This window comes from Parasedimentitalea maritima, from assembly GCF_005771405.1.
Lineage (GTDB): Bacteria > Pseudomonadota > Alphaproteobacteria > Rhodobacterales > Rhodobacteraceae > Parasedimentitalea > Parasedimentitalea maritima.
Window position 1 is genome coordinate 154,838 of the sequence record NZ_VAUA01000002.1, and the last position, 12,247, is coordinate 167,084.

The 12,247-nt window shown below is 55.1% G+C and carries 8 protein-coding genes; 5 read left to right on the forward strand and 3 right to left on the reverse strand.

Annotation, left to right across the window (positions count from 1 at the left end):
• Positions 1-36: 36 nt before the first annotated feature.
• Positions 37-1,071, reverse strand: coding sequence for a fatty acid desaturase (locus FEE96_RS04465; RefSeq protein WP_138161818.1), 1,035 nt, complete (start codon positions 1,069-1,071; stop codon positions 37-39).
• A gap of 257 nt (positions 1,072-1,328) precedes the next feature.
• Between FEE96_RS04465 and FEE96_RS04470 the strand changes: the two genes are divergently transcribed.
• Positions 1,329-3,533 carry an adenylate/guanylate cyclase domain-containing protein gene (locus FEE96_RS04470; protein WP_138161819.1) on the forward strand — a complete coding sequence of 735 codons (2,205 nt, stop codon included), beginning with the start codon at positions 1,329-1,331 and terminating at the stop codon, positions 3,531-3,533.
• A 35-nt stretch (positions 3,534-3,568) separates the two neighbouring features.
• Here the strand turns inward: FEE96_RS04470 and FEE96_RS04475 are convergent, their stop codons facing one another.
• Both FEE96_RS04475 and FEE96_RS04480 read right to left on the reverse strand, forming a co-directional pair.
• Positions 3,569-4,348: a gamma-glutamyl-gamma-aminobutyrate hydrolase family protein gene (locus FEE96_RS04475; protein ID WP_138161820.1), complete on the reverse strand. Its 780-nt coding sequence runs from the start codon at positions 4,346-4,348 to the stop codon at positions 3,569-3,571.
• Between the two features lie 380 nt (positions 4,349-4,728).
• The gene (locus tag FEE96_RS04480) at positions 4,729-6,864 is read right to left on the reverse strand and encodes a malate synthase G (protein ID WP_138161821.1); all 2,136 of its coding nucleotides are present in this window, start codon (positions 6,862-6,864) and stop codon (positions 4,729-4,731) included.
• An 82-nt stretch (positions 6,865-6,946) separates the two neighbouring features.
• Between FEE96_RS04480 and lepB the strand changes: the two genes are divergently transcribed.
• The 4 genes from lepB to FEE96_RS04500 all read left to right on the forward strand — a co-directional run bounded on the left by lepB (position 6,947) and on the right by FEE96_RS04500 (position 12,229).
• A complete protein-coding gene (gene lepB / locus FEE96_RS04485; RefSeq protein WP_138161822.1) occupies positions 6,947-7,702 on the forward strand; it encodes a signal peptidase I in 756 nt (251 codons plus the stop codon).
• A 77-nt stretch (positions 7,703-7,779) separates the two neighbouring features.
• Positions 7,780-10,332: an aminopeptidase N gene (gene pepN, locus FEE96_RS04490; RefSeq protein WP_138161823.1), complete on the forward strand. Its 2,553-nt coding sequence runs from the start codon at positions 7,780-7,782 to the stop codon at positions 10,330-10,332.
• A gap of 12 nt (positions 10,333-10,344) precedes the next feature.
• Positions 10,345-10,785 (forward strand): hypothetical protein, encoded by a 441-nt coding sequence (locus FEE96_RS04495; RefSeq protein ID WP_246079297.1) that lies wholly within the window; start codon positions 10,345-10,347, stop codon positions 10,783-10,785.
• Positions 10,786-10,936: 151 nt separating this feature from the next.
• Positions 10,937-12,229 carry a hypothetical protein gene (locus FEE96_RS04500; RefSeq protein ID WP_138161825.1) on the forward strand — a complete coding sequence of 431 codons (1,293 nt, stop codon included), beginning with the start codon at positions 10,937-10,939 and terminating at the stop codon, positions 12,227-12,229.
• The last annotated feature ends 18 nt before the right edge of the window (positions 12,230-12,247 follow it).

Here is a 12,247-nt window from a genome sequence, read left to right on the forward strand (position 1 = left end):
GGCGTCAAAAATCTCATCCGAAATATAGGGCTCGGATCAGCCGTACATCACCCGGGCTTGCGAGAATGACAGCAATTGGCGGCTCTTCTCGTCCCACAGATGCAGCCGGGCACAGGCAAGGCTTTCGCGAATTGACATCTTGTTGCTTTCGGCCAGTACAGCATGGTCGCGCAGCACTTCCGTCAGGCGATAAAACGGGATCCGGCTGTACAGGTGGTGCACATGGTGGATACCGATATTGGCGCTGAACCACTGTAACACAGACGGAAGCACATAGTGCGAGCTGCCATGCAGCGCAGCGTCGTGAAGCTGCCAGTTCTCATCCTGCTCCCAGCGGGTATCTTCAAACTGATGCTGCACATAGAACAACCACATTCCGGCGGTTGCAGCGAGCAACGTTGACGGAACAAAAATCAAGAATACCGCTGCGAAGCCTCCAAAGTACCAGATCACCAGCAAGGCAGAGACAATCGCGATATTGGTGCCCATCGCACTGGCCCAGTATCTGACACTATTCATCAAACCCAATGGCACCCGGTTCTGAACAAAGAACAAGTAGCTGGGACCAAAACCAAACAACGTGATTGGGTTGCGGTACAACCGGTACATAAAACGGTCAAAACCGCTCAGCTCGTTGTACTCAGCAACAGTCAGGGTATGGATATCGCCCATGCCCCGTTTGCCCAGATTTCCAGACGCACTGTGATGGGCGGAATGTGTCCGGCGCCAAACATCATAGGGGGTCAAGGTTAGTACACCGATGAAACGTCCGACCCAGTCACTGACAAAACGGTTTTTAAAGAATGACCCGTGGCCACAATCGTGTTGGATAGTGAACAAACGCAACAGAAACAGGGCATTAACACAAGAAATCGCTAAGGTCAGCCAATAGCTGATCGACATCGACCACCAGGCCAAAGCCCAGAGCAAAACAAACGGGCCAACAGTAACGCTCAGCTCAAATGCGCTACGCCATTGGTTTGGTTCGCGATACTTGGCCAAAGTTTTAACCCAATCGCGCGCTGACAGCGTGCCGGGTTTTGTCCGGGATTGATCAATGGATTGGGTCATGCGCCTGCTTTTTGTCGTTGCTAGGGGACCGGATAAACTACCAGAGCCGCATAGCAAGTAAAATTTGAGCGAAAACAGGCGTTCCGGCAGCCCTTCGCTGACTTAAGGTCACACTTTGCCCAGTCAATTGTCGAAAACTGCGGCACGCCCCCACAGCTCTCAGCAGAATATAAGTCTGTGTCTGCCTGCCCCCATAGAAGTCGACCAGATAGATTCTTGCCCCATTTCCTGCTATACTGACCAAAGGGAGAGGCAAAATGACTCGTCGGCTCGCGGCTATCCTGTTTTACGATGTTGTCGGTTACAGCCGGGCAATGGGGCAGGATGAAACAGCAACGCTCACCGCCCTCAAACAAACCTATTCACAAATCATCCAGCCGCTCGCCGATTGCCACCAAGGGCGCATGATTAAGGTCATGGGGGATGGTGGTTTTATGGAGTTCACCAGCGCAGTTGACGCGGTGCACTTTGCAATCTGCGTGGAGCATGCCATCGGCTTGGCCAACCCTCATCAAGTAGAAGGCCAACGACTGAGTTATCGTATCGGAATAAATATTGGTGATGTAGTTGCAGATGGCGACGATCTGTACGGAGATGGCGTAAATATCGCCGCTAGGCTGGAGGCCCTAGCTGATCCCGGTGGCATCTGCGTGCACCAATCTGTCCGAGAACAGATCCGTGGCAAGCTCCACCTCGACTTTCACGACCTAGGCGAAGTGGACGTCAAGAACATCGAGAAACCAGTCCGCGCATCCAGCGTTGAGTTCAACCATTTAACTGCTGTTGTTGCAGCTCTTCCAGTCGAACACCAAACACAGGCGCCAAAGGCAACCAAACGCTGGCGAACTGCCGCTGGTCTAGTAGCCGGATTGTTCATTCTTGGTGGGTTTGGGTGGTGGCAGATTTCTGCTCCCGGCCCAGCGCCTACCGAAGTTGAACGCACAGCTCTCCCGTTGCCAGACAAACCTTCACTGGCGGTTCTACCTTTTGCAAACCTATCCAACGATCCCAATCAGGAAGGCTTTGCCGACGGCCTGACCGAAGACCTGATCACGGATCTGTCGCGGATCTCGGGCCTGTTCGTTGTCGCGCGCAACTCCACATTTGTCTACAAAGGCCAATCGGTGAACATTCCCCTCGTAGCCGAGGAACTGGGTGTACGATACGTACTCGAAGGAAGTGCCCGGCGTTCGGGTGATCAGGTGCGTGTGAACGCCCAGTTGATCGATGCCGCCACCGGCGGTCATATCTGGGCCGAACGTTACGACGGCGATGTTACCGATATATTCAAGGTCCAAGATGCCTTCATCCGAAAAATTGCCAAGGCGCTGGCGATCAATCTGACTATGGAGGAAGAACAAGAAATCGCACTCGGACAGACCTCCGATATTGAGGCCCGCGAAGTTTTTCAGGCCGGTTGGGAGAGTTTTCTTGAATACTCAGCCGAGGACAACGCTAGCGCCGTTGATCAGTTCAAAAAAGCTCTTGAAATCGACCCTGACTATGGTCGCGCCCACGCTGCTCTTAGCTTGGCCTACCTGCGCGGCTGCCAGCTGCGGTGGAATAAACCGTTGGGCCTCAGTGCAGGCGAAGCCAATGCCTATGCGATACGGTCACTCGCCGAGACCACGGAACGCCCCTCTTCCCTGGCTAATGTGGCTGCATCCGGGGTTAATCTATACAACAACCGCTATGAGATCGCCAAAATCGATGCGACCCGCGCGATCACACAGGATCCCAACGACCCCGAAGCCTATATCGCGATGGCCTGGTCTATGGTCACCACCGGTCAGCCCGAGCTTGGGTTGGAATTGATCGACCGGGCCATGCGGCTGAACCCAACCTATCCCAGCTATTATGTTTTCGCCCAAGCGATGGCCCATTATTCTATGGGAGATCTAGAACAAACCGCAAAGATTCTGGAAACAGCACTGGAGCGTGACCCCGAGGCCGAGGCGCTAGCGATCATCGCCGCAGCAACCTATGCCCGCCTGCAGCGCTTCGACGAGGCTCATGCCGCTCTGAAATTGGCGGCCCCTGAAGCCGACCAAGCCGCGCTGGGGGCAATCGCCTATATTTATCATTTCCCGTTTGATTGGGAGCAAAGGCCCGAAATGGTCGCCAGTGTTATCGATGGTCTTCACCTCGCGGCGCTTCCTCCGGATAAGCCGATCGAATATTTGCTAGGCCGCCTGCAAACTGGAGAGACTGCAAAACGTGTAGGTACTGCGTTGATATTGGGAATTTCCGGCCTTGATGCGGCAGACACTGTTCCGCTGTTGATCACCGCCTTGTCTGACGAAAGCAAAGCTGTCCAGGGCCAAGCAGCGGTTTCGCTAGGGAAAATTGGCCCTGCCGCCGAAAGCGCACTGCCAGCATTAGCCGCGCTGAAAGAAGTACCCATTGTGGGCCGAAAGGCGCAAAAAGCAATCGTTGCGATCTCAGGTAGCGCGCAGCCCTAACGCGGATCTATCTGGATGCTTCTACAACCGCATATTTATGCAGTTCGCAGAGCGCCCTGCGGCCTCTCTCCAGCGGCCCAGGCATGCACAGCCTTGCCAAACGCCTGAAACAATGGGCGTGAAACCGGGTCATTTGCAGCATCCCATTCCGGGTGCCATTGCACCGCCAGTGTGAAACCGGGTGCATCCTTGACATAGGTTGCTTCAGGTGTCCCATCGTTAGCATAGCCATCAACAACGATGCGTGATCCAGGGGTTTTGATACCCTGCCCGTGCAGCGTGTTGGTCATAACTTCGCGCGCGCCCAACAATTGGTGAAACACACCACCGTCAGACATCTCAACCACATGGCGCAGGGCAAATTTTTCTTCCAGCGTTCCATCCGGTGGCATTCGATGGTTCATCCGCCCCGGCAGATCGCGGATCTCCGGATACAGGGTTCCTCCCATGGCCACATTGACTTCCTGAAACCCACGGCAGATGCCCAAAAACGGTAGCCCGCGTTCGACACAGGCCCGAACCAGCGGCAATGCTATTGCATCACGCGCCCGGTCAAAAGCGCCATGTGCGGCAGTCTCCGCCTCACCATATTCTTGCGGATGTACATTCGGCCGCCCACCTGTCAACAAAAAGCCGTCAAAAGTTTCCAATAGTTCCTCGACTGACAAGAACCGTGGATCCGACGGGATCAGCAGTGGCATACAGCCCGCCACTTCTGCCACCGCCTCAGAGTTCATGGTCCCCCCTGCATGGGCTGGATACTGATCATTGATCAGGTAAGTGTTGCCGATAATACCAACCCGGGGACGTGTCATGAGCGTACTCGTATCTAGTTAAGTCGCTCAACGGTATCCATCCCCCCCCAAACACGCAACCATGCAACTGGGCGCAACCACATGTTCATGGCTGCACAGCAGCTTCCCCAATGAGACCGACCAACCGAGCAGACCAGAGCCCCCAGCCAGAAAGATCAAGCTCGCTGGTTGGGCGAGAGATCACCAACAGGAAGAAAGAACCCTTCCTCGGAGTGCCTACATCAATAATATGGATTTCTACCGTTGAATTTTGTCCTACACAGGCTTCCTGCACAGAATTCCGCCCGGCCACAGCCCCCGGATCCTGTTCATCTAGCCAGAATTATCCTCCGGGGAGTATGACGGGGCAGACAGCCCCCTCGTTCCCGCCATCAAATGGCTTAGCCCGCAGCAGATTTCAGTTGCAAGCGTCGCGCATGCAACACGGGTTCGGTGTATCCTGACGGCTGAACCCGCCCCTTGAACACCAGATCACAGGCCGCCTGATAGGCAAGGCCGTCAAACTCCGGCGCCATGGGGCGATAGTCTGGGTCAGCTGCATTTTGTGCATCCACAACAGCGGCCATTTTTTGCATTGCCGCGTGAACCTGCGCCTCATCCACCACACCGTGATGCAGCCAATTGGCCAGTGCCTGACTGGAGATCCGACAGGTGGCGCGATCTTCCATCAGACCAACATTGCTAATGTCCGGCACCTTTGAACACCCAACGCCATGATCCACCCAGCGCACCACATACCCCAGAATACCTTGCGCGTTGTTTTCGATCTCACGGGTGATGGCATCATCGGACAGGGTCTTGCCCATCATGACTGGTATCGTCAGAAGATCCTGCAGGGTTCCACGGCTCCCCCCCGCTTTCAAACGATCCTGAATCTCATGAACATTGATTTCGTGGTAATGTGTGACATGCAGTGTCGCCGCAGTCGGCGACGGTACCCAGGCACATGTAGCGCCCGCCTGCGGGTGCCCAGCTTTGGCCTCCAGCATTGCCTGCATCAGATCCGGCATCGCCCACATGCCCTTGCCAATCTGGGCGCGCCCTTTCAGCCCACAGGCAAGCCCGATATCCACATTGCGGTCTTCATAGGCCGAAATCCAGGGCGTTGATTTCATCTCGCCCTTGGGCACCATGGGTCCGGCTTCCATTGCCGTATAAATCTCGTCCCCGGTCCGATCCAGGAACCCGGTGTTGATAAAGGCGACCCGATGGCGTGCCGCCCGAATACAGGCTTTAAGATTGGCACTGGTGCGGCGCTCTTCATCCATGATGCCAATCTTGACCGTGTTCTGCGGCAGGCCCAGCGCCTGTTCCACATGGTCAAAGATCCGGCAGGCAAAATCCACTTCTTCAGGACCGTGCATCTTGGGCTTAACCACATAGACCGAGCCATGTTGCGAGTTGCCACCTTCAGCCTGCAAATCATGCATGGCAATCATCACTGTGGTGATCGCATCCATCAGGCCTTCGCCAGCCTCAACCCCGTCGCGGTCCAGTACAGCAGGGTTAGTCATCAAATGCCCAACATTGCGTACCAACAACAAGGAACGCCCCTTCAGCGACGCCTGTGCTCCCGCCGCTGTGGTATAGTCAAGGTCGGGGTTCAGGCTGCGGGTAAAGCTGCTGCTCCCCTTGTGTACCTCAACCGACAGGTCACGCTTCATCAGGCCCAGCCAGTTGCCATAGGCCAATACTTTGTCCTCGGCATCAACGGCGGCTACGCTGTCTTCACAATCCATGATTGTCGACAGGGCCGATTCCAACGTTATGTCATTGATGCTTGCCTGATCGGCCGCTCCAATAGTCCCTGTGGCATCAATCTCGAGAATAACATGCAACCCATTGTTCTTTAGCAGCACCCGAGACGGAGCTTCTGCTTTGCCAACGTAGCCTGCAAACTGGGCAGAATTGGACAATTCAGGTGACAAAGCCCCTCCTTGCACCGACACTTCCTTAATGTCACTCCAGGATCCGGCCACCAGCGGAAAGACCCTATCCAGCATATCGCGCCCCCAGGCAATAACACGCGCGCCACGCGCACTGTCATAGCCCTTGCCCACGGGCAGGTCTCCCATGGCATCGGTGCCGTACAATGCGTCATACAGCGACCCCCAACGGGCATTTGCTGCGTTCAGCGCAAAACGCGCATTGGTGATTGGCACCACCAGCTGTGGTCCGGGCACATGTGCAATTTCCGGATCTACGTTCTCTGTTTCAATCTCAAAATCATCGCCTTCGGGCAGCAAATAGCCAATGTCCCGCAAAAACGCTGAGTAGGCCTCTGCATTATGTGGCGTCTCGCGGTATTGAATGTGCCAAGCATCAATCTGGCCTTGGATCTCTTCCCTTTTGGCCAAAAGGGACCGATTCTCTGGGCCGAAGTCATGCACCAGCTGACTGAGCCCTTGCCAAAAGGTATCCGCCTGCACATCTGTCCCCGGAAGAGCCGATTTTTCAATGAAATCCGCGTATTCAGCTGCCACTTGCAGCCCATGCTTTTCAACCCGAATTGTCATTTTCCCTCCAGCGGTACACAATAGTATGCTGCGGGTAAGTAAAACATTCGTTTCCTATCAGCAACAAGCCTACTTATCGTGAATGCCGAAGTCAGCCTCTTGCTTTTCAAGAAACTCCCGAACAATACTCCAGACAATTGCTTTCTCTCATTGCTTTTTTCCCATTTTAGGTGGATTTTTAGATTTGAAGTTTTCTCTCTTTACAGTGTTGTTGTCATTTTTCGCCCTCCCTGCGCTGGCAGAAGATATCCCGCAATGTGTTTGCCCTGTTTGCCTGTTTGGCAACCACCATATGTGGGTTATTTCGTCAGACGCCATGGCCCCCACCCTGAACAGAGGGGACTGCGCACGGGCTGAGTATTTCGACCCCGCCACCCAATCTGTGGACGCAGGCGTTGTTATAATCTTCAAACATCCCCAAAACTCCGATCAGAAATTCATTTTTCGTGTCGCGGCTGTCGCCGGAAACACTGTCAAAATGAACGAAGGCCGTCTTTGGCTAAATGGGCAGGTGGTGACTTCTGAACAGCGCGAGCCTGTGTGGTTCGATCTACAACGGAAACCACCGCCAAGATGTGGCGACGCAACAAAAATTGTAAACGGTCAATGCCCCGTGAACCGATACACAGAAACACTGCCAAGTGGGCGCTCATACGATGTTTTAGACCTGCAGGCGTCACAGTTAGATTTCACAGGTGAATACACTGTACCAGAGGGTTATGTTTTTGTATTGGGGGACAATCGTGACAACGCCACCGACAGTCGTGTACCGCCTAGAATGGGTGGTATAGGCTTCGTTCCTGTCGAAAACATAGTTGGCATTTTCACTGATTATTGATCCGCTCAGGCCAAGTCCACTTGCAGTTGCGCAACCTTGCTCTACACCTGTGTCACAGTGAGACACAGGAGAGCAACATGGCCGAAGCAACACCGCAAACGATCTATCTTAAGGACTACACACCTTTCGGTTATCAGGTGGACGAAGTTCACCTTACCTTTCATTTGTCTCCTAAGGCGACCCGCGTGGTCAGTCGTATTGAATTCACCCCAAAGCCTGACGCAGTAGACAGGTCCTTTTTCCTGCACGGTGAACAGCTACAACTGATCGCAGCCAAAATCGATGGACAGCCTGTTTCACCTGACGTCACCGCACAGGGGCTGACTTGCGATGTACCCAGCACGCCATTTGTCTGGGAGAGCGAAGTCGAAATCAGCCCGGTCACCAATACCGCACTCGAGGGCTTGTATATGTCGAACGGCATGTACTGCACCCAATGTGAGGCCGAAGGCTTCCGCAAGATCACGTTCTACCCCGACCGCCCCGACGTCATGAGCACTTTTACCGTGCGCATCGAAGGCGACGAAAAGGTTCTCCTGTCCAACGGAAACCCATCAGGTTCGGGCGAGGGCTGGGCAGAATGGCACGACCCATGGCCTAAACCTGCCTACCTGTTTGCGCTGGTAGCTGGCGACCTGATCAACCACCCCGACCGTTTCACAACCAAGTCCGGCAAAGACGTGGAACTAAACATCTGGGTCCGCCCAGGCGATGAGGACAAATGCGCCTTTGGCATGGAGGCCCTGATCAAGTCGATGAAGTGGGACGAGGATGTCTATGGTCTGGAATATGACCTCGATATCTTCAATATCGTTGCCGTTGACGACTTCAACATGGGTGCGATGGAAAACAAAGGCTTGAACATTTTCAACTCTTCTTGTGTCCTCGCCAGCCCAGAAACCTCCACAGATGCAAATTTCGAACGTATCGAGGCAATTATTGCCCACGAGTACTTTCACAACTGGACAGGCAACCGCATCACCTGCCGCGACTGGTTCCAGCTCTGCCTAAAGGAAGGTCTGACAGTTTATCGCGACAGCCAGTTCACCTCTGACATGCGCTCAGCTTCGGTCAAACGGATCTCGGACGTGATTGACCTGCGCGGGCGTCAGTTCGCCGAAGATAACGGCCCATTGGCCCACCAGGTCCGCCCTGAAAGTTTTCAGGAAATCAATAACTTCTACACCGCAACTATTTACGAAAAGGGCGCCGAGGTGATCGGCATGCTGAAACGTCTGGTTGGCGATGAGGCCTATACCAAGGCGGTGGCTCTATACTTTGAGCGCCACGACGGTCAGGCCTGCACCATCGAGGATTGGTTGCAGGTGTTCGAAGACAGCACCGGCCGCGACCTCAGCCAGTTCAGCAAATGGTACAGCCAGGCCGGCACACCACGTATCAAGGTCACTGACGATTACTTAGACGGCACCTACACACTGACGTTAGAGCAATCGACGCCAGCCACTCCAGGTCAGCCAGACAAGGACCCACGGGTGATCCCGGTAGCCGTTGGCTTGTTGGGGCAGAACGGGGATGAGGTTCGCGGAACCGAGGTGCTGGAACTGACTGAGGCCAAGCAGAGCTTTTCCTTCGACGGCCTAGCCTCCAAGCCTGTGCCCTCGATCCTGCGCGAGTTCTCAGCTCCGGTCATTATGGAACGCGAAAGCACCAACGCCGAACGCGCCTTCTTGCTGGCGCACGACAGTGACTCGTTCAATCGCTGGGAGGCAGGCAATACTCTGGCCAAGGAAGCCCGCGTCGCGATGGTTCTGGACGCGGCCGCCCCCGATGCTGATTATTTGGATGCGCTGACCAAGCTGGTGCGCGATGACAGTCTGGACCCAGCCTTCCGCGCGCTGGTTCTATCGCCACCCAGCCAATCGGATCTGGCCCAAACCCTGTTTGAACGCGGCCACACACCCGACCCGCAGGCCATCTATGACGCGGCCGAAACCTTTGCCCAAACATTGGCCGAAGCGCTCACCGACAGTCTGCCCCGACTTTACGCCGACACCACCGTACAAGGCGCCTATAGCCCGGATGCGGAAAGCGCGGGCAAGCGAGACCTCAACGCCCGCATGCTATCCCTGCTGACCCGTCTGGATGGTGGAGAAGCTGCTGCCCGCCAGTATGACGCCGCCGATAACATGACCCAACAAAATGCCGCTCTTGCTTGCCTACTCAAGGCAGAAAACGGCGAGACGCAATCGCAGGCGTTCTATGATCAGTGGCAAGGTGATCGTCTGGTCATGGACAAGTGGTTCGGCCTACAGGTGGCCTGCTCCGCGCCAAAGAAAGCTGCATCTGCCGCCGCTAATCTGACAGAACACGCTCTGTTCGACCTGAAAAACCCAAACCGGTTCCGCGCCGTGATGGGGGCTTTGGCGATGAATCAGGCTGGTTTCCACTATGAAGGCGGTGCCGGGTACCAATTGCTGGCAGACAATCTGATTGCACTGGATGCATTGAACCCGCAAACTACGGCGCGCATGTGCTCGGCCTTCCAGACTTGGAAACGGTATGACAGCACCCGACAAGAGTTAATCCGCGCGCAATTGGAACGGATCTCTGCAACGAACAATCTGAGCCGCGACACAAATGAAATGGTCAGCCGAATCCTCAATGGTTGATCGGATGCTATTTTGATCGCCCCGGTACCGGATTATGTCTTTTCCCGCCGGGGCCGGTCAGCCCGATTGGTGACTGCGGTTGCGATATGGCTGGCATCGTTGGTTGGAATAGGCCTGTATTTTCATGCAGCGCTTTTGTTACTCGGCGCGCTGTTCCTGCCTCTGCTCCCTGCCCTTTGGGAGCTTTGGCTGGATCCGCTATCCTGTCTGCATCTGACAGGAGAACGCATCAATTGGAAAACCGGATCCCAGGAAGCCGGGGCTCGGCTTTGTGAAATATCGAAAGTCCGGTTTGACACCCGTTGGGATTTTTCAGTACGCGTCACTCTGATCCTGACCACCGGCGACAAACTGCGCCTGCCCCCACAGGTGTTGCCTCCTCATCATATGCTCGAAAACGCGCTACAATTGCGCGGGGTCCAGACAGAACGACATCACTTCACAGTGTTCTGACCCGGTGTACTACTGCGGGCCTTTTATGAAATGTCACGCGATTACCCCAATTCAAAACCTGAACTCCCCATCCTTGCCCTTTTTGCGCCCCAATGCCGGGTGATGGTTGCCAGACGAATACTTGCTGCTGTCAACTCATCGGATATTGCTTATGCTCAACCCTTCTCAACAGGCACGGGATACCCTTTCCCAAATGATCAATTCCTTTGGTGATCGTTTCAGCCTGTTGAAAAAGGCGCCACCCGCTGCTGTGGCCGTCCCTGTAGAGACGACTTTTCCCACTTCACACCCCGAAGACAGCCTGTCCATTCCGGTGATGGAACACAGCGCCGATGATGTCGCCTGCCGCGCAGCACAGACACAAGGGCAATTTCTCGCCCGCCAAGAGCGCTGGGACGAACTTTCAGCTGAAATCAAAACGGCGGACTTGGCCCGCGACAAAACTCTCGGTGGGATGCCAATTGCGGAACTCCTTGCCTTTGGCGCCCGCGCGGATGTGATCAATGCTGTTGAACATGCGCTCAGTGAGGGCCACAAGGCAGATGCTAGGCCGCTGATCGACGGCATCATGGCGCTTGAGGCCGTTAGGCAATCTCATCGCGATGATCCCTATTTGGCCGCAGTCATAGCGCTGGCACATATCGACATTGGCTGGACGTGGCGCGGAACCGGGTGGGAAACCATCGTACCTGCCGCAAATCGCCGCCGCTGCGCAGCACATTTTGATCGCGCCAATGCCCTGCTGGCACCGTTTGATACCAGCAAGCTCGACAGTCCAATGCTGGCGGCCGCCAAATGCGCGCTCTTACCCGGCCGACGCAATGACACCCTTTGCGTTGCCAATGACTATGAACTCCTGATCGACCTGGATCCGCAAAACAATCGCCACATGCGCGCCCTTGGCAACCATATGTTACCCCGTTGGTTTGGATCATACCCGGCACTTGAGCTGGAGGCCCGCCGCACCGCCTCGCGCACTGAAAGTACCTGGGGTGCAGGGGGATATACCTGGGTTTACTTTGATGCCCTAATTCATGACGAACAGGTCTGCGCCCAGGTCGATGTTGATTTTTTTCTGGATGGATTGCGTGACATCGTTGCGACCCGACCAAACCAGGAAACGATCAACCTGCTTGCTTCGTATTGCTCGGTTGCCCTAACTGCAGGGCTTGGTCTCAGCGAGCCATCGGACATGCCACGCATGCAGATTGCAAAAGCGGCTGACTGGTTGGTCCGTGACCATTTGCAAGAGTTGCACCCGATGGTCTGGGCCCATGCCGCCGACGGATTTGACAACAATGCCAGAATCACGTCTCCCAGCCGCTTTGCCGCCCGTGGTCGTGCCGATGCGCTGCAGATCATTGCCGATCTGTTTCGTGATGAAATCAACCGCGGTCATAAGGTAACATTCACCACCGAAGGGCCGCAGCTAGGTCCAACCTAGCTCTCATTTTCGGCAACG

Coding starts and splice junctions, on each gene's coding strand:
- FEE96_RS04465 (WP_138161818.1), bottom strand. CDS start 1,071: ATGACCCAATCCATTGATCAATCCCGGACAAAACCCGGCACGCTGTCA.
- FEE96_RS04470 (WP_138161819.1), top strand. CDS start 1,329: ATGACTCGTCGGCTCGCGGCTATCCTGTTTTACGATGTTGTCGGTTAC.
- FEE96_RS04475 (WP_138161820.1), bottom strand. CDS start 4,348: ATGACACGTCCCCGGGTTGGTATTATCGGCAACACTTACCTGATCAAT.
- FEE96_RS04480 (WP_138161821.1), bottom strand. CDS start 6,864: ATGACAATTCGGGTTGAAAAGCATGGGCTGCAAGTGGCAGCTGAATAC.
- lepB (WP_138161822.1), top strand. CDS start 6,947: ATGCCGAAGTCAGCCTCTTGCTTTTCAAGAAACTCCCGAACAATACTC.
- pepN (WP_138161823.1), top strand. CDS start 7,780: ATGGCCGAAGCAACACCGCAAACGATCTATCTTAAGGACTACACACCT.
- FEE96_RS04500 (WP_138161825.1), top strand. CDS start 10,937: ATGCTCAACCCTTCTCAACAGGCACGGGATACCCTTTCCCAAATGATC.